The following is a 24665-nucleotide window of genomic DNA, read 5'->3' on the forward strand; positions in this document are numbered from 1 at the left end:
AAAAGTTTCGTTAAAAGATTACCAACGGTAATGAGCAAATGCTTTATTAGCTTCTGCCATTTTGTGAGTATCTTCACGTTTCTTAACTGCAGCACCAGTGTTGTTAGCTGCGTCAAGGATTTCGTTAGCTAAACGCTCTTCCATCGTTTTTTCTCCACGAAGACGAGCATAGTTTACTAACCAACGAAGACCTAAAGTAGTACGACGCTCTGGACGTACTTCTACAGGAACTTGGTAGTTAGAACCCCCTACACGGCGTGCTCTAACTTCTAGTACAGGCATGATGTTTTTAAGAGCTTGGTCGAATACTTCCATAGCTTCTTTACCACTGCGCTCTTGTACTAAATCGAATGCTCTATAAAGAATAGCTTGTGACTTACCGCGCTTTCCATCAAGCATCATTTTGTTGATTAAGCGAGATACAAGCTTAGAATTGTAAATCGGATCTGGTAATACGTCTCTTTTTGCAACAGGTCCCTTACGTGGCATTCTACTTCCTCCTTTCACTTTTAAAAGTTTATCTATTAATTGTTAAGCTATTATTTTTTAGCTGCTTTTGGTCGCTTAGTACCATATTTAGAACGACCTTGCATACGGCCATCCACACCAGCAGTATCAAGTGCACCACGTACGATATGGTAACGTACCCCTGGTAAATCTTTTACACGTCCACCGCGGATAAGTACCACGCTGTGTTCTTGTAAGTTGTGACCAATACCTGGGATATAAGCTGTTACCTCGATACCGTTTGTTAAACGTACACGAGCATATTTACGAAGAGCCGAGTTCGGTTTCTTCGGTGTCATAGTACCCACACGTGTACATACACCACGTTTTTGTGGAGAAGATTGGTTAGTTTGAGCTTTCTTGAAGCTGTTGTAACCTCTGTTTAAAGCAGGTGAGTCAGATTTTTTACCTTTACTCACACGACCATTACGGATTAATTGGTTAATAGTAGGCATTTAATTTTTCCTCCTTTCGCCTTTTGTAAGACCACACATCCAGGTGGTTCATTTTTTAGCAAAAAACAAAGTCTTTGAAACTAAAAGTTCAAAAACGTGTTAACTAATAATTGCAACAGTTGCAGCGTTAACTTCTATCCTACAAGCTTGACCAAGCTTTCGCATAGAAGGGACATACGTATACGGAACGTTTTCTTGCTGTGCCGTTTTTGCCACAATGGATGTGACATAAAAATCAGCGTCTTCAGCAATGATGACTTCCTTTACTGTACCTTTTTTTAATGCTTTCACCGTCTGCTTTGTTCCTACAATAATATGATCAGCCTGTAATACTTTTTCATAAGACATTATCATATCCTCCAAAGTAACAGGTAGTTTATAGGAGCACCTTTGATATAGTATCATTCCCTAGAATGGATGTCAACTAACGTTTCGTAGTTTTTTTAAAAAACATCCATTCTAGAGTGATGATTTTATAATTAGTCGATTGTTACCGTTTCTTCAGCTTGGTTTTTGATTGGTTCAGCATTACGATATCTCGTCATACCTGTACCAGCCGGAACTAGCTTACCAATGATAACATTCTCTTTAAGTCCAAGCAACTCATCACGTTTTCCTTTGATTGCAGCATCTGTAAGAACACGCGTTGTTTCTTGGAATGATGCAGCAGATAAGAAGGAATCAGTTTCAAGAGATGCTTTTGTAATACCAAGTAATACAGGACGGCCTGTCGCTGGACGATTGCCTTCAAGTAATACTTTTTCATTAGCATCAGTGAATTGGTGAATATCAAGTAATGAACCTGGTAATACATCTGTATCTCCTGAATCCATTACGCGCACTTTACGAAGCATTTGGCGAACCATTACCTCTACGTGTTTATCTCCAATTTCTACCCCTTGCATACGGTATACTTTTTGCACCTCACGAAGCAAGTACTCTTGTACAGCCGTGATGTCTTTTACTTTTAGTAATTCTTTAGGATCAATTGAACCTTCCGTTAATTCTTGACCACGTGCAATGCGCTGTCCTTCAATAACTTTCAGGCGTGCACTGTACGGAGCTGTGTAAGAACGAGTTTCAATCTCTCCTTGAACAGTAATTTCGTGCTGACGATCGCGTCCTTCAGAAATGCCGGCAATTGTACCTTCAATTTCAGAAATAACGGCTTGACCTTTAGGGTTACGCGCTTCGAAGATCTCTTGGATACGCGGTAAACCTTGAGTGATATCGTCTCCAGCAACCCCACCTGTATGGAATGTACGCATCGTTAACTGTGTACCTGGCTCACCGATAGATTGAGCAGCGATGATACCAACTGCCTCACCCACTTCAACTTCTGAACCAGTTGCAAGGTTACGACCGTAACATTTTTTACATACACCGTGGCGAGTGTTACATGTGAATGCAGAACGAATCCATACTTCTTCAACACCAGCATCCACAATTGTTTCAGCTAGGTCTTCTGTAATTAATTCGTTTTCTTTCACTAACACTTCGTTTGTTCCTGGGTGAAGTAGTGTTTTTCTTGCATAACGTCCAATTAGACGCTCATCAAGTTTCTCAATTTCTTCTGTTCCTTCTTTGATTGCAACAGCCAGAATACCGCGGTCTGTACCACAGTCGTCATCACGTACGATAACGTCTTGTGCCACGTCAACCAGACGACGAGTAAGGTAACCTGAGTCAGCTGTTTTAAGAGCCGTATCGGCAAGACCTTTACGTGCACCATGGGTAGAGATAAAGTACTCTAATACTGTTAAACCTTCACGGAAACTAGATTTGATTGGTAACTCAATGATACGACCGGACGGGTTGGCCATTAGTCCACGCATACCTGCAAGCTGAGTGAAGTTAGATGCGTTACCACGGGCACCAGAGTCACTCATCATGAAGATTGGGTTGCGTTTGTCCAATGACGCCATTAATTTACCTTGGATAACGTCTTTCGCGCTACTCCATACAGAGATAACACGCTCATAACGCTCATCTTCAGTAATTAAACCGCGACGGAATTGTTTTAGTACGTTATCTACTTTAGCTTGCGCTTCTGTTAAGATAACTTCTTTTTCTCCTAAAACCACGATATCAGCTACACCAACTGTAATACCAGCTTTAGTAGAATATTTGAAACCTAGGTCTTTCATACGGTCAAGCATTTTAGAAGTCTCAGTAATTTTGAAACGTTTAAATACTTCAGCGATAATATTACCTAAGATTTTTTTCTTAAACGGTGCGATAGCCGGTTGATTCTTGATGAATTCCTTCACATCTGCACCTTTTTCAACAAAGTACTTCTCAGGAGTTTTCACTTCTAAGTTTTCTCTTGTTGGTTCGTTAATGTATGGGAACGATTTTGGTAAAATTTCGTTGAAAACTAATTTACCAACCGTTGTAACAAGCAACTGTTGATTTTGTGCTTCTGTAAACGTTTCGTTGTTTAAAGAACCTGCATACACACCTACACGTGTATGAAGATGCACATAACCGTTTTGGTACGCTAATAGTGCTTCATTTGTATCCTTGAACACCATGCCTTCTCCAACTGCCTCTTCACGCTCAAGCGTTAAGTAGTAGTTACCTAATACCATATCCTGTGAAGGTGTAACAACTGGTTTACCATCTTTAGGGTTCAAGATATTTTGAGCAGCAAGCATTAAGATACGTGCTTCTGCTTGTGCTTCCGCAGATAATGGAACGTGAACCGCCATTTGGTCACCGTCAAAGTCAGCGTTATATGCTGTACATACAAGCGGATGAAGACGAATAGCGCGACCTTCTACAAGCGTAGGTTCAAATGCTTGAATACCTAGTCTGTGTAGCGTTGGTGCACGGTTTAAAAGAACTGGATGCTCTTTAATAACCGATTCTAATACGTCCCATACTTCAGGTTGCACACGTTCAATTTTACGTTTTGCACTCTTGATGTTATGAGCTAAACCGCGTTCAACAAGCTCTTTCATTACGAAAGGTTTGAAAAGCTCTAACGCCATTTCTTTTGGAAGACCACATTGATACATCTTTAAGTTCGGACCTACAACGATTACCGAACGGCCAGAGTAGTCAACACGTTTACCTAATAAGTTTTGACGGAAGCGACCTTGCTTACCTTTTAACATGTGAGAAAGAGATTTTAATGGACGGTTACCTGGTCCTGTTACCGGACGGCCACGACGACCATTATCGATTAATGCATCTACAGCTTCTTGAAGCATACGCTTTTCGTTTTGAACGATAATGCTAGGAGCTCCAAGGTCTAATAAACGCTTTAAGCGGTTGTTACGGTTAATTACACGGCGATATAAATCATTTAGATCAGACGTAGCAAAGCGTCCACCATCTAATTGAACCATTGGACGAAGTTCTGGCGGAATAACCGGTAGAACGTCTAAAATCATCCAAGAAGGTTCGTTACCAGAATGACGGAAAGCCTCTAGTACCTCTAAACGCTTAATAGCACGTGTACGACGTTGACCTTGAGCAGTTTTCAATTCTTCTTTCAAAGCATCTACTTCTTTATCAAGATCGATGTCATGCAATAATTTTTTAACAGCTTCAGCACCCATTGCTGCATGGAAAGTTTGTCCGTACTTCTCACGATACGCACGGTATTCTTTCTCTGATAAAAGCTGTTTCTTTTCAAGTGGTGTATCACCAGCATCTGTTACTACATAAGAAGCAAAATAAATGATTTCCTCTAGCGCACGAGGGGACATGTCTAAGACAAGTCCCATGCGGCTAGGAATACCTTTGAAGTACCAAATATGTGAAACAGGTGCAGCTAGTTCGATGTGACCCATGCGTTCACGACGAACTTTTGCGCGCGTAACTTCTACGCCACAACGATCACATACAACACCTTTATAACGAACGCGCTTATATTTTCCGCAGTGACATTCCCAGTCCTTTTGTGGACCAAAAATACGCTCACAGAATAAGCCGTCTTTTTCAGGTTTTAACGTACGATAGTTGATCGTTTCAGGTTTTTTTACCTCACCGTACGACCAAGAACGAATTTTATCTGGCGAAGCTAGACCGATTTTCATATACTCAAAGTTATTTACATCTAGCAAGGAGCCTACCTCCCTTTTAATCTACAGGTTTTTTCCCTTAACGTTTATATGAAAGTAATTCCTTACTCTTTTGTGACAGGATCTTTTTGTCCTTCAGAAAGGCTTTCTTCGTTATCTGCAATAATTGATTCTGTTGGTTGCTCATGGTCCTCTTCTGAGTCCATGATATCAATTTCTTGCTCGTCAGCAGAAAGCATCTTCACATCCATACCTAAACTTTGTAGTTCTTTGATTAATACTTTGAACGATTCAGGTATGCCAGGTTCTGGAATGTTTTCACCTTTAACAATTGCTTCGTATGTTTTCACACGACCTACTACGTCGTCTGATTTCACTGTTAAGATCTCTTGTAATGTATAAGCAGCACCGTATGCTTCAAGTGCCCATACTTCCATCTCACCAAAACGCTGTCCACCGAACTGCGCTTTACCACCAAGTGGTTGTTGTGTAACAAGTGAGTATGGTCCAGTAGAACGAGCGTGAAGTTTATCGTCTACCATGTGAGCAAGTTTGATCATGTACATGATTCCTACTGATACACGGTTATCGAATGGTTCACCTGTTCGACCATCATATAGAACTGTTTTAGCATCACGAGACATGCCAGCTTCTTCGATTGTTGCCCAAACATCTTCCTCACGCGCACCATCAAATACTGGAGACGCAACGTGAATGCCAAGCTTACGAGCAGCCATACCTAAATGAAGCTCTAGCACCTGACCGATGTTCATACGAGATGGTACCCCTAATGGGTTTAACATGATGTCAATTGGCGTACCGTCTGGTAGGTAAGGCATATCTTCTTCCGGTAAAATACGTGAAATTACACCTTTGTTACCGTGACGACCGGCCATTTTGTCACCTTCAGAAATTTTACGCTTCTGAACAATGTATACACGGACTAATTGGTTTACACCTGGTGGTAATTCGTCGCCATCTTCACGGTTGAAGACTTTAACATCAAGGATAATTCCACCGCCGCCGTGCGGTACACGAAGAGAAGTATCACGAACTTCACGCGCTTTTTCACCGAAAATAGCGTGTAGAAGACGTTCTTCAGCTGTTAGTTCTGTTACACCTTTTGGCGTTACTTTACCAACTAAAAGATCTCCATCTTTTACTTCTGCACCAATGCGGATGATTCCACGCTCATCTAAGTTGCGAAGCGCATCTTCACCTACGTTTGGAATGTCACGCGTAATTTCTTCAGGTCCAAGTTTCGTATCACGAGACTCAGATTCATATTCTTCAATATGAACAGACGTATATACATCGTCTTTCACAAGGCGTTCACTCATGATGATGGCATCCTCATAGTTGTAACCATCCCATGTCATGAAACCAACCATTACGTTTCGTCCTAAAGCAAGCTCACCTTTTTCCATTGAAGGACCGTCGGCTAAGATCTCACCTTTTACTACTTCGTCGCCAACTGAAACAATTGGACGCTGGTTGTAACAAGTACCTTGGTTAGAACGAACGAATTTTAATAATTTGTATTGATCTAAGTTACCTTTAACTTTTTGTCCGTCTACTTCTTCATAGCGGCGAACAAAAATTTGTTTTGCTTCTACGCGCTCTACAACGCCAGGGTATTTACAAATCACGGCTGCACCAGAGTCTTTACCAGATACATATTCCATACCTGTACCTACGATTGGTGCTTCAGGATTTAATAAAGGTACTGCTTGACGTTGCATGTTCGCACCCATTAATGCACGGTTAGAATCATCGTTCTCTAAGAATGGGATACATGCTGTAGCGGCAGATACAACTTGTTTTGGTGATACATCCATATAGTCTAAACGATCGCGACGGATAACCGTGTTTTCTCCACGGAAACGTGCAACGACATTTTCATCTAAGAATGAACCATCATCACCTAGACGAGCGTTCGCTTGGGCTACAACATAGTTATCTTCTTCATCAGCTGTTAAGTAGTCAATTCGCTCTGTCACTTTACCTGTTTCAGGATCGATACGACGGTAAGGTGTTTCGATGAAACCGAATTTGTTTACTTTTGCATAAGAAGAAAGTGAGTTGATTAACCCGATATTCGGACCCTCTGGCGTTTCAATCGGACACATACGGCCATAGTGGGAGTAGTGAACGTCACGCACTTCGAAACCAGCGCGTTCACGCGTTAAACCACCAGGTCCTAGAGCTGAAAGACGACGTTTGTGCGTCAATTCGCCTAATGGATTCGTTTGATCCATGAACTGTGATAATTGAGAACTTCCAAAGAACTCTTTAATCGCCGCAATAACTGGACGAATATTAATTAATTGTTGAGGTGTGATTGTATTCGTGTCTTGAATTGACATTCTTTCACGAACAACACGTTCCATACGAGATAAACCGATACGGAATTGGTTTTGTAACAATTCACCTACAGAACGCAGACGACGGTTACCTAAGTGGTCGATATCATCTGTGTCTCCTACTTGATGAAGCAAGTTAAAGAAGTAACTGATTGATGCTAAAATATCAGCAGGTGTGATATTTTTAACTTCTTCTGTTACATAAGCGTTGCCTGATACGGTGATGACTTTTTCACCTTCTGGATCATTTGGCGCATAAATCTTAATAGATTGTAATGTAACATCGTCTTCTACTACTCCACCAACCGGACTATAAGTTTTGAAGTTTACTCCACCTTCAAGCATCGGAATCAAGCGATCTAGCAGACGGCGATCAATCATTGCGCCTTTTTCTGCAATAATTTCACCTGTTTCAGGATCAACTAATGTTTCAGCTAGCTTTTGATTAAATAAGCGATGTTTGATATGAAGCTTTTTATTAATTTTATAGCGACCTACGTTCGCTAAGTCATATCGTTTTGGATCAAAGAAGCGAGATACTAATAGAGACTTCGCATTCTCAACTGTCGGTGGTTCACCCGGACGTAAACGCTCATAGATTTCTAATAGCGCTTTTTCCGTTGTTTCCGTATTATCTTTTTCAAGCGTATTACGGATGTATTCATTATCACCGATTAAATCGATAATCTCTTGGTCAGAACCGAAACCTAGCGCGCGTAACAGCACTGTTACTGGCAGTTTACGAGTACGATCAATACGCACGTATACTACATCTTTTGCATCAGTTTCATATTCTAGCCATGCACCACGGTTAGGGATAACAGTTGCTGTATATCCTTTTTTACCGTTTTTATCAAGCTTTCCACTATAGTAAACACTTGGTGAACGAACCAACTGTGATACGATAACACGCTCAGCACCATTAATTACAAAGGTACCTGTTTCGGTCATCAATGGGAAATCTCCCATGAACACATCTTGGTCTTTTACTTCACCTGTTTCTTTATTAATTAACCGCACCTTAACACGAAGAGGTGCTGCATAAGTTACATCACGTTCTTTAGACTCTCCTACTGAATACTTTGGCTCACCTAAGCTGTAATCAATAAATTCTAGTGATAAGTTACCTGTAAAATCATCAATTGGAGAAATATCTTGGAACATTTCTCGTAAACCTTCATCTAAAAACCATTGGTATGAAGCCGTTTGAATCTCGATTAAGTTCGGTAACTCTAAAACTTCACTAATACGAGCATAACTTCTGCGTTGGCGGTGGCGTCCATACTGAACTAGTTGACCTGTCAACTGATTCACCCCTCAAATCAAGCGTTATTATTCAAAATATATAATAAACCATATGTTTATTATTGAACAAAAGAAAAATGGTCTCTTTAAATAGAAAACCACAATTTCATAAAAACGTACTATTGATTTTATTAGTTTTTCCCATATAATTCAAAATTATACCTTTTATTTTATGTATAACCCGAGCTTATATGGAATATTTATATATTGGCATTTTATAATGCTAACATACTAAAAAATATTAGTCAACATTTTTTAGCACATATGATATAATACCCTTTTTTCTTTTCTACTACTTCTACTTCATTAAATAGAGATTCTAATTTCGCAAGAGCAGATGGCGCTCCTTGCTTTTTCTGAATCACAATCCAAAGTTCTCCTTGGTCAGCAAGGTGATCTAATGACTTTTCTAGAATTTCATGAACAACTTTTTTACCCGCACGGATCGGCGGATTACTAAGAATAGCTGCAAAATTCGTTTCCTTCACATTTTCATAGCAAGAGCTTTGATAGATTGAAACATTTGATACTGAATTAACTTCAGCATTTTTTTGAGCTAGTGCTAATGCACGTTCATTAACATCGACCATATGAACGTTTCTTTGGCTATCCTCTTTTGCAAGAGCCAACCCAATCGGGCCATATCCGCACCCAACATCCAGAAGCGGGCCGGGACTCTCAGGCATTTGAAACGTTTCAATTAACAGGCGCGATCCAAAATCGATCTCTTTTTTTGAAAAAACACCGCTGTCACTCGTAAATGAAAAAGAGGTTCCTCTCAATTCAAATGAAAAGCGCTCTTCATTACTTGCAGACGATGGTGTATTAGAAAAATAATGTTCTGTCAAAATAGAACCTCCTAATCAATATGTTCTTCTTTACTATAAATGAAAAGGATGACAGAAGCAAAAAAGCTCGCTTGTACAAGCGAGCTTTTTTATATCAGTTGTTAAGCAATAATTACTTAACTTCTACAGAAGCGCCAACTTCTTCAAGTTTAGCTTTTGCTTCTTCAGCTTCTTCTTTAGAAATACCTTCTTTAAGAGCTTTTGGAGCGTTATCAACGATTTCTTTAGCTTCTTTTAAGCCAAGACCAGTGATTTCACGTACTACTTTGATAACTTTGATTTTTTGTCCGCCAGCACTTTCAAGTACTAGGTCAAATTCAGTTTTCTCAGCAGCAGCTTCACCAGCAGCACCGCCAGCTACAGCTACAGGAGCAGCAGCAGTTACGCCAAATTCTTCTTCGATTGCTTTTACTAAATCGTTAAGTTCTAAAACAGTCATATTTTTAACTGCTTCAATGATTTGTTCTTGAGTCATTGTTAATTTCCTCCTTGTGATTGTGTTATATATAACAGACTAGATTATGCACCTTGTTCTTCTTTTTGATCTGCCACAGCTTTTGTAGCAAGAGCAAGGTTGCGAATTGGAGCTTGAAGCACGCTAAGCAACATAGAAAGTAAGCCTTCGCGAGATGGTAGTTCTGCAAGTGCTTTAATTTCTTCAACAGATGCAACATTACCTTCAATTACACCAGCTTTGATTTCTAACGCTTCGTGTTCTTTAGCGAAGTTGTTTAAAATTTTAGCTGGAGCAACAACATCTTCTCCACCAAATGCGATTGCATTTGGACCTACTAACGCATCATTAAGATCTGTTAGTTCAAGTTTTTCTACAGCACGGCGAGTTAAAGTGTTTTTGTAAACTTTGAACTCAATGCCTGCTTCACGTAATTGCTTACGAAGTTCAGTAACTTCAGCAACATTCAAACCACGGTAGTCAACGACAACTATTGAGTTACTCGCTTGAAGTTTTTCAGCAATTTCGTCTACGACTTGTTTCTTTTGTTCAATTACGTTGCTCATCTTTACACCTCCTGTAGATTTCCTTCCGTACACTCAGACAAGGTGCAATAAAAAACCTCCATGACAATAAAGACATGGAGGTGTAGTAAGCGAACCATAACGTTTCACTAATTTATCTCACACACCTCGGTAGGAAATTAAGCTTTGCAGCACCTACTGTCTACGGTACAAATGTTATTCTTTTTAACAACATTATCTATTATAATCAGGGACTTTCAAAAAGTCAACACCGATTTATTTCCAAATTTATTAAGCAGAGAATGAAGCAGTATCAACTTTGATACCAGGGCCCATTGTTGAAGTAACAGCTACGTTCTTCATGTATGTGCCTTTTGCTGCTGCCGGCTTAGCTTTTACCATAGTTTCGAAGATTGTAGTGAAGTTTTCAACTAACTTGCTCTCTTCGAAAGATACTTTACCGATTGGTACGTGGATGTTACCAGCTTTATCAACACGGTATTCTACTTTACCAGCTTTGATTTCGTTAACTGCTTTTTGAACATCAAATGTTACTGTACCAGTTTTAGGGTTTGGCATTAAACCTTTAGGTCCTAATACACGACCAAGTTTACCAACTTCACCCATCATGTCTGGAGTAGCTACGATTACATCGAACTCGAACCAACCTTGTTGGATTTTGTTGATGTAGTCAGCATCGCCAACGTAGTCAGCGCCTGCAGCTTCAGCTTCTTTAGCTTTTTCGCCTTTAGCGAATACTAATACACGTTGAGTTTTACCTGTACCGTTTGGTAGTACTACTGCACCACGAATTTGTTGGTCAGCTTTCTTAGGGTCAACTCCTAAACGGAATGCTACTTCTACAGTTGCATCAAATTTAGTTGTGTTTGTTTTCTTTACTAATTCAATCGCTTCTTGTACTGAATAAGTTTGTGTACGGTCTACAAGCTTAGCAGCTTCAACGTACTTTTTACCTTTTTTAGCCATTTTTGTTTCCTCCTTATGTGGTTTTAACGGAATAACCTCCCACTAATAAAGGTTGCGAGCATAGGAAAACTTCCATTTCTCGCAACCTTCTAACACCCAATCAAATGGAATTAGTCTTCAACTACGATTCCCATACTGCGCGCTGTACCTTCTACCATGCGCATTGCAGATTCAACGCTAGCAGCGTTTAAGTCAGGCATTTTAGTTTCAGCAATCTCACGCACTTTGTCACGCTTGACTGTTGCAACTTTATTACGGTTTGGTTCACCAGAACCAGACTCAATACCAGCCGCTTTCTTAAGTAGTACAGCAGCAGGTGGAGTTTTCGTAATAAATGTAAATGAACGGTCTTCAAATACCGTGATTTCAACAGGAATGATAAGACCAGCTTGATCAGCTGTGCGAGCGTTAAACTCCTTACAGAAACCCATGATGTTAACACCGGCTTGACCTAATGCAGGACCAACTGGTGGCGCTGGATTTGCTTTACCTGCAGGAATTTGTAACTTAACAAGTTTAATTACTTTTTTAGCCACGAGACACACCTCCTTAAGTCCGTGATGTGGTAATAGGGCGATGCCCTCCCACTCAATGTTCTTTATATATAAAATAAAGAAATAGTTGTTTTAGTCTCTAGTTTTGAGACATACTGACTTATGAAATATTAACATTAAACTTCATGAATTGCAAGGTCTTACAGATTATATTTTTTCAATTTGTGTAAAGTCTAGCTCTACTGGCGTTTGTCTTCCGAACATATCGACATGAACCTTAACTTTACGTTTATCTGTATCGATTTCTTCAATGGTACCTTCGAAGTTTGCAAACGGACCTTCTTGAACCAATACTGTTTCTTTTAGTTCAAAGTCAAAGTCAGCATGATGCTCGTCCATGCCCATTTGTTTTAAGATCATTTCTACTTCTTCTGGTAGAAGAGCAGTTGGCTTTGATCCGGAACCTGCTGAACCTACAAAGCCCGTAACGCCAGGTGTATTACGAACTACATACCATGAATCATCTGTCATGATGATTTCAACTAACACGTACCCTGGGAATACTTTTTTCTTTGTAATCTTTTCTTTGTTGTTCTTAATTTCTCTTTCTTCTTCTTCAGGAACAACAACGCGGAAAATTTTATCTTGCATACCCATTGTTTCTACGCGCTTTTCTAAATTTGTTTTTACTTTATTTTCATATCCAGAATAAGTATGGACTACATACCAATTTTTCTCCATTTCTGAGGACTATACGTCCTTCCCTCCCAGCTCACTATAAAATAAGATGTCCTAATCTATTGCACAGACAACGCACTAGGAAAATAGTTGACTCCTAGCACAATCATTCTTAAAGCAAATTAAAAAACCCGTCTCCGGGCTTTTCTGAAAAAAACATAATTTAGCTTTATTATACCATGATTTAAGTCAATTTATTCAAGGGATTAAACGAATAAGTGACGAAATTCCGTAATCAACTACTACAAAAAAGAGTGTCATAAATACAACTGTAGAAATAACAGTAATTGTATAACGAGTTAGCTCATTTTTTTTAGGCCAACTTACCTTCTTCATCTCACGCCCAACATCACGCAAGAAATTTCCTACACGGTTCATGTTTGTAACCTCCAATAAATTAAAAGGGGTATTAGTCTGTGCAGATTATTGATCTACTTTGTTTCACGATGAATCGTATGTGCGTTACACGTTTTGCAAAACTTCTTCATTTCTAAACGCTCTTCGTTTTGCTGTGTGTTTTTCATAGTCGTATAGTTACGACTAGCGCATTGCACACACGCAAGTACAACTTTTTTACGCATAATGTCAACCACCTATAGAGTGATAATGTCTATAAAAAAGTATCACAGACTTTCTTAGCATGTCAATATGAGGATAGAAGGCTACATTGTGATTTCACGAATCTCGAGGTAGCGCTCTAATTTCCTCTTCACACGCTGAAGTGCATTATCGATGGATTTGACGTGGCGGTTTAACTCTTCTGAAATCTCTTGATAAGATTGACCATCTAAATAAAGAACGAGAACTTTTCGCTCAAGATCACTTAACAGTTCAGCCATCTTTAATTCAATATCATCAAACTTCTCTCGATTAATGAGCAACTCTTCTGGATTTGCTACTTTTGTCCCCGAAATAACATCCATTAAGGTTCGGTCGGACTCTTCATCATATATTGGCTTGTCCAATGATACATAAGAGTTTAATGGAATATGTTTTTGCCTTGTTGCGGTTTTAATAGCGGTAATAATTTGCCTGGTAATGCAAAGTTCAGCAAAAGCTTTAAACGAAGTTAGCTTATCTTCTCTAAAATCTCTAATTGCCTTGTATAACCCTATCATACCTTCTTGTACAATATCTTCACGGTCTGCCCCAATTAAAAAATACGACCGCGCCTTTGCTCGCACAAAGTTTTTGTATTTATGAATCAAATACTCTAATGCGTCAATATCGCCTTTATGCACAAGATCGACAACTGTTTCATCCTCTTGTTGTTCGAAATGAGCATGCAGTTTTCTCCCATAAGTATCGCCCATATCGATCCCCCCGACCGCACAGTAGATAGAAATATTATACAGTAGCTAATTCCGTACCGTCAATAACCTCACCGCTGTCCCCGGCGCCATTTTTCGAAAATTTCGGCTACTTGATTGGAAAGTTGAATGCGTGCCGCTGGCTTTTGATTTTGAATAGACTTCACATCAAGATTAATATGTTTCTCAATTTGCTCAATTTCGTTGTACAATTCTCGAGCAGAAATTCTAAGCGCACCTTGTCCAAAGATTGCCCACTGCTCCGTAAAATCAGATGTAGCAACATGAATCTGTGTCTTTACATTGTTTAGCTCTTGAGCCAGCTTTTCAATGTACTCATCCGCTGTTTCATTTTCTCGTGTAAATACAACGTCAACCTTATGATTTTTTGCCTTCTTTTCAATTCCTTCGACCATATGAGCATCGAAGACAATAATGACACGATACCCCATATATGCTTGATACTCTGCCATCTTTTCAATTAACAGGTCTCGAGCACCCGCTAAATCATTATCTCTAAGCTTTCTTAGGTCGGGCCACGCACCTATCATGTTATAACCATCCACCAGTAGAATATCCATTTTTATTCACCTAGAGGATGGCGTTTTCGGTAAACCTCATACATGAGAAGACTAGCTGCTACAGATGCATTTAACGATGTAACATGCCCAACCATTGGAAGCTGTACAAGAAAGTCGCATTTTTCACGAATCAAACGACTCATGCCTTTTCCTTCACTTCCAATCACTAACGTAAGCGGCATACCTCCATCTAAGTTGCGGTAATCGTCACTTTCTTTCGCATCCGTTCCAACAATCCATACGCCTCGATCTTTTAATTCATCAATCGTCCTTGATAGGTTTGTTACCCTTGCTACAGGAATATGTTCAATCGCTCCTGTAGACGCCTTTGCTACAGTGGCCGTTAATCCAACTGAACGGCGCTTTGGAATAATGATACCGTGTGCGCCAACGGCATCGGCTGTTCGCATAATAGAACCTAAATTATGGGGATCTTCGAGCTCATCTAACAGAAGGAAAAACGGACTTTCATTACGTTTTTCCGCTAAGTTAAATAAATCATCTAACTCTGCATACTGATAAGCAGCAACTTGTGCAGCTACTCCTTGATGAATACCGTCTACCATTTGCTCAATTTTCTTTTTCGGTACAAACTGCACCAATACACCATTACGTTTTGCTAACTGCGTGATTTGCCCCATAGAACCGCCTTGCGATCCTTCGGCAATCCATAGTTTGTTAATGTCACGCCCAGACTTTAGGGCTTCTAGGACCGGATTACGTCCAATGATAAATTCATGTTCCATGATTCATTCCTCCCTCTCCTTCATCGACGAAAGAGATAGCTTTAGTAATAAGTTCCATCATTCTTTCTTCTTCACCTAAAAGATACAAATAGCCTACGACCGCTTCAAATGCTGTACTGTAGCGATACGTTTGCACATCTGTGTTTTTAGGGACTGTACCAGACTTTGCATTGCGTCCTCGGCGCAGTACACCTTCTTCTTCTTCAGTAAAAAAGTTTTCATTTTTAAAATAATATACGATTTGTGCTTGTGCTTTTGCTGATACGTATTTTTTAGCTTTATTATGAAGCTGGTTAGGGCGTACTGTCCCTAACACCAGCAGGTGGCGGCGAACATGTAAATCAAACACCGCATCACCCATATAAGCAAGAGCTAAGCTATTTAGCTGTTTTACATCTAATTTACTGCTGCTCATAACACTATTATCCTCTTTTCCATCTTGTTCCTTGCGCCGTATCTTCTAAAATAATATTTTTAGCCTTTAATTCATCTCGAATTTGATCTGCTAATTGGAAATTACGATCTTTACGAGCTTGAATACGATCTTGGATCAATTGATCAATTTCTTCGTCTAGAAGTTCAGCTTCTCCAAACGCAATGCCTATTGCAGCACCTAGTTCTTTAAACTCTTTAATAAAGGCTTCAATTACATCTGTAGACGTTGTTTGTTCTAATAAATACAAGTTAGCTTGCTTTGCTAGCTCGAACAGAACAGAAATGGCATTTGCCGTATTAAAATCATCATCCATCTCTTCAACAAAGGTTTCGCGGAGCTCTTTTAGCTTTTCGAACCATTCTGAAGCATCTTCTTGAAGATTTGTTGCTGCCTCTAGACGGTGAGTTAAGTTGCCGTAAGCTGTTTGCAGACGCTCAAACCCTTTGCGCGTATTCTCTAAGATTTCTTCGTTATAGTTAATTGGGTGACGATAGTGAACAGATAAAATAAAGAATCGAAGTAGAGAAGGATCATGCTTTTTAATAATGTCATGAACTAACACGAAATTCCCTAGTGATTTAGACATCTTTTCATTATCAATATTGATATATCCGTTATGAAGCCAGTATTTCGCAAACGATTTCCCAGTGAGCGCTTCTGATTGAGCAATTTCATTTTCGTGATGAGGGAAAGCTAAATCCTGGCCGCCTGCGTGGATATCAATTGTATCACCTAAATACTTGCGTGCCATCGCCGAGCATTCAATATGCCAGCCTGGTCTTCCTTGACCCCAAGGGCTATCCCATGCAATCTCTCCATCTTTGGTTGCTTTCCAAAGAGTAAAGTCTAATGGATCTTCTTTCTTTTCTCCAACTTCGATACGAGCACCGGATTGCAATTCATCAATGGACTGATGTGATAATTTTCCGTATCCTTCAAATTTACGCGTACGATAGTATACGTCGCCCTCTGACTCATACGCACAGCCTTTTTTCACCAGTTCATCAATGAATTCAATAATGATATCCATATTTTCAGTTACGCGTGGATGCACATCGGCATGCTTGCATCCAAGGGCTGACGTATCTTCAAAGTAGGCATCGATAAAGCGGTTTGCGATCGTTGGAACATCTTCTCCTAACTCTTTTGCTGCCTTAATTAATTTATCATCCACATCTGTGAAGTTTGAGACATACTCCACGTCGTAGCCTCTAAATTCTAAATAGCGGCGCACCGTATCAAATACGATCGCAGGACGTGCATTTCCAATATGAATATAGTTATACACGGTCGGTCCGCACACGTACATTTTGACTTTGTTTTCTTCTAGCGGTACAAACGTCTCTTTTTGACGTGTTAACGTGTTATATAGCTTAATTGCCATGGTGAATCTTCCCTTCTTTTAATTCCTTTAATTGATTTTGCAGGTGTAAAATTTCTTTCTCTAGCTGTTTGAAACGCTCTGCATCTGGATCTGGCAAATCTTGATGATTCAAATCTTTTGGAATCCGGACGCCATTTTGAATGACGACTCGGCCAGGGATACCAACAACCGTTGAGTTTTCTGGGACGTCATTTAACACAACTGAGCCTGCTCCAATTTTGGAGTGCGCATGAATCGTAATCGATCCTAGCACTTTAGCACCTGTTGCAATTAAGACATTGTCTTCAATCGTCGGGTGACGCTTTCCTTTTTCTTTCCCTGTTCCTCCGAGTGTTACTCCTTGATATACTGTTACATTATCTCCAATTTCGCACGTTTCCCCAATAACAATTCCCATTCCGTGGTCAATAAAAAAGCGGCGGCCAATTTTCGCACCCGGATGAATTTCAATCCCTGTGAAGAATCGGCTAATTTGTGAGATTACACGTGCCAGAAAAAACCACTTTCTTTTAAAAAGCCCGTGAGCGAATCTATGTGCCCAAATAGCATGCAACCCTGAATAGGTTAATATCACTTCAATATAACTTCTTGCTGCAGGATCTTGTTCAAATATGGCCTCAATGTCTTCCTTTAACAACTTTAGCATCATCTCACCCCAATTCCGCTATTCCTCTATCTACTCATTGATTGTATAAAAAAACGCCCCTATGTCAAATGACACAGAGACGTATATACGCGGTTCCACTCTGTTTGGATCAACAAACAATCCCAACTCTTCTCTCATAACGTGAAAGTAACCGCTTTTGCCTACTTACTTAGTAGCATTCAACAAAAGACTCAAAGGCGCACTTCAACAAGTTTTGTCATAGGTTACTTTCAGCCGGTGATAACCCTCTCTGATATGCAATGAACTTGCCTACTCTTCCTTCTCAACGATATCCATATTTGATTATTTTATCATATGGGCAAAATAGAAATTTGTTAACTATAAATGCTTTCTAGACGAGCTAAAACTGTTTCTTTCCCTAAAAGAGAAATAGCTTTTGGAAGCTCGGGACCGTGTGTTTCGCCTGTTGTTGCTACACGAATTGGCATAAATAGTTTTTTACCTTTTTGACCTGTTGCTTTTTGTACAGCCTTTGTTGCTGCCTTAATTTCATCAGCGCTGAATTCTTCTAAGGAAGAAATCTCTTCAGCAAATGCTTTTAACACTTCCGGTACTTGTTCTTCAGCAAGTACTGCTTTTGCTTCTTCACTGTAATCAATTTCTTTCTTAAAGAACATTTCAGTAAGTTCAACAATCTCAGCGCCAAAGCTCATTTGTTCTTGGTATAGAGCGACTAAGTCACGTACCCATTGTTCTGTTTCTGCATCGCGCGTTTCTTCAACTTTTCCAGCTTTCACTAAGTGAGGAACTGATAAAGCTACTACCTCGTCTAAATCCAATTGTTTCATGTATTGGTTGTTCATCCAACGTAATTTGCTTGTATCAAATAGTGCTGGAGATTTTGATAAACGAGCTGGGTCAAAAATTTCAATAAACTGTTCTTTAGAGAAAATTTCTTCTTCCCCCACAGGTGACCAGCCAAGCATTGTAATAAAATTAAATAGTGCTTCTGGCAAGTAGCCTAATTCTTTATATTGCTCGATAAACTGAATGATTGACTCATCACGTTTACTTAGCTTGCGACGATTTTCATTTACGATTAACGTCATATGACCAAATACAGGAGGCGTCCAGCCTAAAGCTTCATACACAAGAATTTGCTTCGGTGTATTGGAAATATGGTCATCTCCGCGTAGAACATGTGTCATCTTCATTAGATAATCATCAATGGCTACAGCGTAGTTATATGTTGGTGTACCGTCTTTTTTCACAATAACGAAATCACCAATGCCTTCAGACTCAAACGATACTTCATCTTTGACAATATCATTCCACTTAATTTCTGTGTTACTAGGAACACGGAAGCGAATGCTCGGCTCACGGCCTTCTGCTTCTAGTTCAGCACGCTGTTCAGCTGTTAAGTTACGGCACTTACCTGAATAGCGCGGCATTTGACTGTTCGCCTGCTGTTCTTCACGCTCTTTTTCAAGCTCTTCTGACGTACAGTAACAGTGATAAGCTAATCCTTTTTCAAGAAGTTCTTCCGTATATTTTTGATAGATTTCCGTACGTTCAGACTGGCGGTAAGGACCGTACTCCCCGCCTACGTCGATACTTTCATCCCATTCAATACCTAACCATTTTAAATAGCGCAGCTGACTTTCTTCGCCGCCTTCGATATTACGCTTTTGATCTGTATCTTCAATACGGATAATAAATTTACCGTTTTGATTTCGTGCAAATAAATAATTAAATAGTGCTGTTCTTGCATTCCCTATATGAAGATGTCCAGTTGGACTCGGGGCATAACGAACTCTTACTTCGCTTGACATAACTAAGATGACCTCCAATTTAATATTACTTATAGTATGTATTTATATGTTTTAGACATGTTCTAATTTTATCACCAAATAGGTATCTGTCAAAGTCAACTGTTTTTATTTTTGATAAACTAAAACGGCTGCTTGGGCAGCGATTCCTTCTTCACGTCCCGTAAAACCTAACTTTTCTGTTGTTGTTGCCTTGACGTTAATTTGAGAAATGCTTGCTTCTAACAGCTGCGCAATACGCTCTCTCATTGGTTCAATGTAAGGAGCCATTTTAGGTTTTTGCGCGATAATCGTGCAATCTACATTGCTTAATTCATAACCTTCATCTTTTAGTAGTTTCCATACGTGTTGAAGAAGCTTTGCTGAATCAGCATCTTTAAATTCAGGGTCTGTATCCGGAAAATGCTTTCCGATATCTCCTTTAGCCGCCGCTCCTAATAAGGCATCTGCGATTGTATGTAACAGCACATCTGCATCTGAGTGGCCTAATAATCCTTTTTCATACGGAATTTCTAAACCGCCGATGATTAAAGGTCTTCCTTCTGCAAATTCATGTACGTCGAAACCTTGTCCTACTCGAATGTTCATTTTTCCACTCCTTCAGTCCTGTTTAGCTTTGTTAATATAGCTTCTGCATATAACAAATCTTCTGGTGTTGTTAGTTTTATATTATCGTAATTTCCCTCTACAATCGATACTTTTTGTCCTGCTTTTTCTACTAAGCTTGCATCATCGGTGCCTAAGTATTCATTTGTTTTTGCTTTTTCGTGTGCATCTATTACTACATCAAAAAGAAAAGCCTGCGGCGTTTGAATAGCCCACAAGCTAGAGCGCTCAACTGTTTCAATGACAGTCCCCTGTTCCACACGCTTAATTGTGTCTTTTACTGGAACAGCCAGTACAGCAGCCTTATCACTAGCAGCTTTTTCTACTAACTCATGGATTGTGTTTTGTTGAACAAATGGTCGAGCGCCATCATGAATTAATACCATCTGAGCCTGCTTTAGACTTTTAAGGCCGTTATAAACGCTATGTTGGCGTTCATCGCCTCCAACTGTCAATGATTGAACCTTTTGAATTGGATATTCAGCTAATAACTCTTCAAAAATCGCCACTTCTTTTTCGTTTACAACTAGTACAATTCCACTGCACCAAGGATCTTGTTCGAATTTTTGCAGCGTATGAATGATAAGCGGAACGTTTTGAATAGTTAAAAATTGTTTGTTCCGCCCCGCTTTCATTCGCTTCCCCTGCCCTGCAGCTAAAACGATAATTTCATACTTCATAGGTATACTCCCTTTACCTGTTACGTCACAGTGCTTTTTCTAATAACTTGGGTTTCGCAAAAATCATACGGCCTGCTGAGGTTTGGAGTACGCTCGTCACCAGTACATCAATTTGCTTTCCAATGTAATTTCTTCCTTCTTCTACCACGATCATTGTACCGTCATCAAGATAGGCAATACCTTGATTATGCTCTTTACCGTCTTTTATAACCAACACATTCATTTCTTCTCCCGGAAGCACAATTGGCTTAACGGCATTTGCTAAGTCATTAATATTTAAGACGCCGACATTTTGAAGTTCACATACTTTATTTAAATTAAAGTCGTTTGTAACGACCAACCCAGAAGTCAGCTTTGCCAATTTGACCAGCTTACTGTCCACTTCTTGAATGTCTTCGAAATCGCCTTCATAAATTTCTACCTTCATTGCCAGTTCCTTTTGAATACGGTTTAGAATATCTAGACCTCGTCTACCTCTGTTTCGTTTTAGAACATCCGACGAATCAGCAATATGCTGAAGTTCCTCAAGCACAAAGCGCGGAATAACAATCGTTCCGTCTAAAAATCCTGTTTGACAAATATCTGCGATACGACCGTCAATAATAACGCTTGTATCTAAAATTTTAAGAGACTTTAGTGATTCTTCATTATCTGCTTCTTCTTCTTGCCCTTTTTTCTTCCCAATTCGAGATGGCATGGAAAACACGTTCACAAGCTCATCACGTTTTTTAAACCCGACTTGAAACCCTAAGTAACCTAAAAGAATACTTAGAAAGATTGGTAAAATGGTACTTACTACTTGAAGTTGAATTCTGCCTAAAAAAGCTCCGACCAAGTAGGCTACAATAAGCCCTAAAATCAATCCTAAGCTACCAAAAAGTACATCCGTTACAGGCGCCTTCAGCAACGCCTCTTCCACTCGGCGAATTAATTCAACTATATAATCAACAATCCAAAACGTGACAAGGAAAAACAAAATAGCTCCCAGTATTGCATCGACGTAAGGTTTTTCTAGAAATGCTACATCTTGCAGATTTAATAATTGAATAAGTTCAGGTATAAAAAAGACGCCCAATGTACCACCTGTAATAATAAAAAATAACTGTACAAAACGTTTTAACACGCCTTCACCTCCCTTTATCATTATAAACAGTTTACAATGATTGAAACCTGTTATTTAACCAAAAAACAGAATTTGTAAACAAACTGTCACTTTTTTTGTATTTTCACAATATCTTAATGAATCAAACATTTAATGTCAATTAATATCCTATAGCTGACGGTTTGTAAGATGCTGCTCTTTTAGTCTTTTTAGGCCTTCTCTAATTTTCCGTGCTCGAATTTCACCGATGCCTTCTACCTCATCCAATTCTTCTACCGACGCATCTGCTATCGTTTTTAAATCCCCTAATTCATCAATGAGATTTTCAATAATAATCGATGGAAGTCTTGGAATTTTATGAAGCATTCGATACCCTCTAGGAATAACGCTGTCTTCAAAGCTTGTATACATAGGATATCCCATTAAGCGAAGGAGCGTTTGGTCATCGAGAAGAACATTATTTGACGGCTGCTGCATGCGTTCAATTACTCGGTAAGGGTCAAAGCTGAGGTCATACATATAATCTTTGATTAATAAAGTTGCTTCTTCCTCTAAGTGAGAAAGCAGTTCATTCATTTGGAGACGAATTAGCCTTCCTTCTGTTCCTAACTCGCTAATATAGCTCAAAATTTCATTTTTAATACGCAAAACCATTTCTGTACGATGAAGCGACTGCAGCACATCTGTATGAGTTACTTGCTCTTCAAACTCTAATGCACTGAGACTTGTAATCGATTCATCTAATACCGCCTTGTACTTTTCAAGGGTTCCAAGCGCTTGATTCGCTTTTGCTAAAATAACGCTAATGTCTTTCAATACATACTGCAGAGACCCTTTGTAAAGCGTAATCACATTCCGTCTTTGTGAAATGGCTATCACCAATACACCTGACTGCTTAGCTACGCGCTCCGCTGTACGGTGACGCATTCCTGTCTGTGAAGAAGGGGTAGAGGGATCTGGCATGAGCTGAGCATTAGCAAACAATATCTTGCTTCCGCTGTCGTTTAAAATAAGCGCTCCATCCATTTTGGCTAACTCGTATAAATGCGCAGGTGTAAATGCACAATTAATCGAAAATCCTCCATCTACCATCTTTTTGACTTGTTCATTGTAGCCCATAACAATTAAGCCGCCCGTCTTTGCCCGCAAGACGTTATCGATACCGTCACGAATAGGGGTTCCTGGTGCTACAAACTGCAGAATTTCTGATATTTGTTTTTGACTAACTGTTGTTTTTTCTCCTTCCACTGCTTATCCTCCTAATGTATATTGCAGAGCCTCCGCTACTGTTGATACCCCAATCACATCAATACCATCTGGGACTTTCCATCCTCCTAAATTTTTCTCCGGAATAATAATTCGTTGGAACCCTAATTTTACCGCTTCTTGAACGCGCTGTTCAATTCTAGACACTCGGCGTACTTCGCCTGTTAATCCTACCTCTCCTACAATAACATCTGTAGCGCTAGAAGCAGCATCTCGGAAGCTTGAAGCAATGCTAACGGCTACAGCTAAATCGATTGCTGGTTCATCTAATTTCACTCCACCTGCTACTTTTAAATAAGCATCTTGATTCTGCAGCAGCATTCCTACACGCTTTTCTAAGACAGCCATGATAAGCGAAACGCGATTATGATCTACTCCTGTCGCCATTCTTCTAGGGTTTCCAAAGCTCGTTGGACTGATTAGCGCCTGCAGCTCTACTAATACGGGTCTTGTCCCTTCCATTGAAGCGACAACAACCGAACCTGCTGCTCCCTGAGACCGTTCTTCTAGAAAGATTTCAGATGGATTCAATACTTCTTCTAGCCCACTTTCTTTCATTTCAAAAATGCCCATTTCATTTGTAGATCCAAATCGGTTCTTAACCGCTCTTAATATACGATACGTATGATGGCGCTCTCCTTCAAAATAAAGAACCGTATCTACCATATGTTCAAGAAGTCTTGGACCCGCAATGGCCCCTTCTTTCGTTACATGACCCACAATAAAGATGGCAATGCCATTCGTTTTAGCAACACGCATTAGTTCAGCCGTACACTCTCGCACCTGTGAGACGCTTCCTGGCGCTGATGTCACATCAGCATGGTAAATGGTTTGAATTGAATCAATCACCACAAAATCAGGCTGCATGCTTGAGATGGCCTCTAGTATTAATTCTAAGTTTGTTTCTGCGTGAACATAAAGCTCTTCAGCTTTTACACCTAGCCTGTCCGCTCTTAACTTCGTTTGTTTGGTTGATTCCTCTCCCGAAATATATAGTACTTTATTTTGTTTCATTGCTAACTGCGCGGAGGTTTGCAAAAGTAAAGTAGACTTTCCGATACCCGGATCTCCCCCTATTAAAACGAGTGACCCTCTGACAATACCGCCTCCTAATACACGGTTTAACTCTGCAGAAGGTGTAAAAATCCGTGGTTCTGTTGTAGATTCAATCGCTGTAATTGACTGAGGTTTTTGAACTTTAGAAGCAGTAGCTCCGGAAAAAGCTCCTCGGCGTGATGATTTCGTTTCTTCCATTTCTTCCACCATCGAATTCCAGCTTCCGCATCCAGGACATTTCCCCATCCATTTTGCGGATTCATATCCGCAATGCTGACATGCAAATTTTGTTTTTCGTTTCGCCATTATGTTATCAATCTCTCCGTTCATTCAATCGATTTCTATCTCCATTGTAC

General features: G+C 39.8%; 25 protein-coding genes and 2 other annotated features. All 25 genes read right to left on the reverse strand.

Features of this window, described 5'->3' with window-relative positions; all coding sequences use genetic code 11:
* Positions 1 to 18 precede the first annotated feature (18 nt).
* The gene (rpsG, locus tag SCI76_RS13420) at positions 19 to 489 is read right to left on the reverse strand and encodes a 30S ribosomal protein S7 (protein ID WP_013054923.1); all 471 of its coding nucleotides are present in this window, start codon (positions 487 to 489) and stop codon (positions 19 to 21) included.
* Between the two features lie 50 nt (positions 490 to 539).
* The gene (gene rpsL, locus SCI76_RS13425) at positions 540 to 962 is read right to left on the reverse strand and encodes a 30S ribosomal protein S12 (protein ID WP_013054922.1); all 423 of its coding nucleotides are present in this window, start codon (positions 960 to 962) and stop codon (positions 540 to 542) included.
* Between the two features lie 99 nt (positions 963 to 1061).
* Positions 1062 to 1310, reverse strand: a complete 249-nt coding sequence (locus tag SCI76_RS13430; RefSeq protein WP_013054921.1) for a 50S ribosomal protein L7ae-like protein — start codon at positions 1308 to 1310, stop codon at positions 1062 to 1064.
* Positions 1311 to 1441: 131 nt separating this feature from the next.
* On the reverse strand, positions 1442 to 5035 hold the full coding sequence (rpoC, locus tag SCI76_RS13435; RefSeq protein ID WP_013081369.1) for a DNA-directed RNA polymerase subunit beta': 3594 nt from the start codon (positions 5033 to 5035) through the stop codon (positions 1442 to 1444).
* Positions 5036 to 5097: 62 nt separating this feature from the next.
* Complete coding sequence (gene rpoB / locus SCI76_RS13440; RefSeq protein WP_028412662.1) at positions 5098 to 8661, reverse strand: DNA-directed RNA polymerase subunit beta; 3564 nt, start codon at positions 8659 to 8661, stop codon at positions 5098 to 5100.
* A gap of 245 nt (positions 8662 to 8906) precedes the next feature.
* Positions 8907 to 9509, reverse strand: a complete 603-nt coding sequence (locus SCI76_RS13445) for a class I SAM-dependent methyltransferase (RefSeq protein ID WP_034263652.1) — start codon at positions 9507 to 9509, stop codon at positions 8907 to 8909.
* A gap of 112 nt (positions 9510 to 9621) precedes the next feature.
* The gene (gene rplL / locus SCI76_RS13450; RefSeq protein ID WP_013054917.1) at positions 9622 to 9984 is read right to left on the reverse strand and encodes a 50S ribosomal protein L7/L12; all 363 of its coding nucleotides are present in this window, start codon (positions 9982 to 9984) and stop codon (positions 9622 to 9624) included.
* A 44-nt stretch (positions 9985 to 10028) separates the two neighbouring features.
* Positions 10029 to 10529 carry a 50S ribosomal protein L10 gene (gene rplJ / locus SCI76_RS13455; RefSeq protein ID WP_013054916.1) on the reverse strand — a complete coding sequence of 167 codons (501 nt, stop codon included), beginning with the start codon at positions 10527 to 10529 and terminating at the stop codon, positions 10029 to 10031.
* 40 nt (positions 10530 to 10569) lie between these two features.
* Positions 10570 to 10713: a sequence feature (ribosomal protein L10 leader region), on the reverse strand.
* 65 nt (positions 10714 to 10778) lie between these two features.
* The gene (rplA, locus tag SCI76_RS13460) at positions 10779 to 11474 is read right to left on the reverse strand and encodes a 50S ribosomal protein L1 (RefSeq protein ID WP_013054915.1); all 696 of its coding nucleotides are present in this window, start codon (positions 11472 to 11474) and stop codon (positions 10779 to 10781) included.
* Positions 11475 to 11584: 110 nt separating this feature from the next.
* Positions 11585 to 12010 carry a 50S ribosomal protein L11 gene (gene rplK / locus SCI76_RS13465; protein WP_013054914.1) on the reverse strand — a complete coding sequence of 142 codons (426 nt, stop codon included), beginning with the start codon at positions 12008 to 12010 and terminating at the stop codon, positions 11585 to 11587.
* A 165-nt stretch (positions 12011 to 12175) separates the two neighbouring features.
* Positions 12176 to 12709, reverse strand: a complete 534-nt coding sequence (gene nusG, locus SCI76_RS13470; RefSeq protein ID WP_048022297.1) for a transcription termination/antitermination protein NusG — start codon at positions 12707 to 12709, stop codon at positions 12176 to 12178.
* A gap of 195 nt (positions 12710 to 12904) precedes the next feature.
* A complete protein-coding gene (secE, locus tag SCI76_RS13475; RefSeq protein ID WP_013054912.1) occupies positions 12905 to 13084 on the reverse strand; it encodes a preprotein translocase subunit SecE in 180 nt (59 codons plus the stop codon).
* A gap of 53 nt (positions 13085 to 13137) precedes the next feature.
* Positions 13138 to 13287 (reverse strand): 50S ribosomal protein L33, encoded by a 150-nt coding sequence (gene rpmG, locus SCI76_RS13480; protein ID WP_013081365.1) that lies wholly within the window; start codon positions 13285 to 13287, stop codon positions 13138 to 13140.
* An 81-nt stretch (positions 13288 to 13368) separates the two neighbouring features.
* Positions 13369 to 14019, reverse strand: a complete 651-nt coding sequence (sigH, locus tag SCI76_RS13485) for an RNA polymerase sporulation sigma factor SigH (protein ID WP_028412660.1) — start codon at positions 14017 to 14019, stop codon at positions 13369 to 13371.
* A 68-nt stretch (positions 14020 to 14087) separates the two neighbouring features.
* Positions 14088 to 14597: an NYN domain-containing protein gene (locus tag SCI76_RS13490; RefSeq protein WP_013081364.1), complete on the reverse strand. Its 510-nt coding sequence runs from the start codon at positions 14595 to 14597 to the stop codon at positions 14088 to 14090.
* Between the two features lie 2 nt (positions 14598 to 14599).
* Complete coding sequence (gene rlmB / locus SCI76_RS13495; RefSeq protein ID WP_014462034.1) at positions 14600 to 15343, reverse strand: 23S rRNA (guanosine(2251)-2'-O)-methyltransferase RlmB; 744 nt, start codon at positions 15341 to 15343, stop codon at positions 14600 to 14602.
* Complete coding sequence (locus SCI76_RS13500; protein ID WP_013054907.1) at positions 15333 to 15758, reverse strand: Mini-ribonuclease 3; 426 nt, start codon at positions 15756 to 15758, stop codon at positions 15333 to 15335. Before SCI76_RS13500 ends, rlmB begins: the two co-directional genes overlap by 11 nt.
* Before the next feature lie 7 nt (positions 15759 to 15765).
* On the reverse strand, positions 15766 to 17163 hold the full coding sequence (gene cysS, locus SCI76_RS13505) for a cysteine--tRNA ligase (RefSeq protein ID WP_048022300.1): 1398 nt from the start codon (positions 17161 to 17163) through the stop codon (positions 15766 to 15768).
* Positions 17153 to 17809, reverse strand: coding sequence for a serine O-acetyltransferase (cysE, locus tag SCI76_RS13510; protein ID WP_025753192.1), 657 nt, complete (start codon positions 17807 to 17809; stop codon positions 17153 to 17155). The genes cysS and cysE overlap by 11 nt, the downstream gene beginning before the upstream one ends.
* Before the next feature lie 72 nt (positions 17810 to 17881).
* Positions 17882 to 18105, reverse strand: a binding site (T-box leader).
* A gap of 39 nt (positions 18106 to 18144) precedes the next feature.
* On the reverse strand, positions 18145 to 19602 hold the full coding sequence (gene gltX / locus SCI76_RS13515) for a glutamate--tRNA ligase (protein ID WP_028412658.1): 1458 nt from the start codon (positions 19600 to 19602) through the stop codon (positions 18145 to 18147).
* Between the two features lie 105 nt (positions 19603 to 19707).
* Positions 19708 to 20187, reverse strand: a complete 480-nt coding sequence (ispF, locus tag SCI76_RS13520; protein WP_013054903.1) for a 2-C-methyl-D-erythritol 2,4-cyclodiphosphate synthase — start codon at positions 20185 to 20187, stop codon at positions 19708 to 19710.
* Positions 20184 to 20885, reverse strand: coding sequence for a 2-C-methyl-D-erythritol 4-phosphate cytidylyltransferase (gene ispD, locus SCI76_RS13525; RefSeq protein ID WP_063248112.1), 702 nt, complete (start codon positions 20883 to 20885; stop codon positions 20184 to 20186). Before ispD ends, ispF begins: the two co-directional genes overlap by 4 nt.
* Positions 20886 to 20910: 25 nt before the next feature.
* Entirely contained in the window at positions 20911 to 22008 is a 1098-nt protein-coding gene (locus SCI76_RS13530) for a PIN/TRAM domain-containing protein (RefSeq protein ID WP_014462040.1), read from the reverse strand.
* A gap of 147 nt (positions 22009 to 22155) precedes the next feature.
* Positions 22156 to 23235 carry a DNA integrity scanning diadenylate cyclase DisA gene (gene disA / locus SCI76_RS13535; RefSeq protein ID WP_013054900.1) on the reverse strand — a complete coding sequence of 360 codons (1080 nt, stop codon included), beginning with the start codon at positions 23233 to 23235 and terminating at the stop codon, positions 22156 to 22158.
* Between the two features lie 3 nt (positions 23236 to 23238).
* Positions 23239 to 24615, reverse strand: a complete 1377-nt coding sequence (gene radA / locus SCI76_RS13540; protein WP_013054899.1) for a DNA repair protein RadA — start codon at positions 24613 to 24615, stop codon at positions 23239 to 23241.
* Positions 24616 to 24665 lie beyond the last annotated feature (50 nt).

The sequence above is a fragment of the Priestia sp. HNGD-A6 genome, assembly GCF_045784335.1.
In the GTDB taxonomy this organism is placed as follows: domain Bacteria; phylum Bacillota; class Bacilli; order Bacillales; family Bacillaceae_H; genus Priestia; species Priestia zanthoxyli.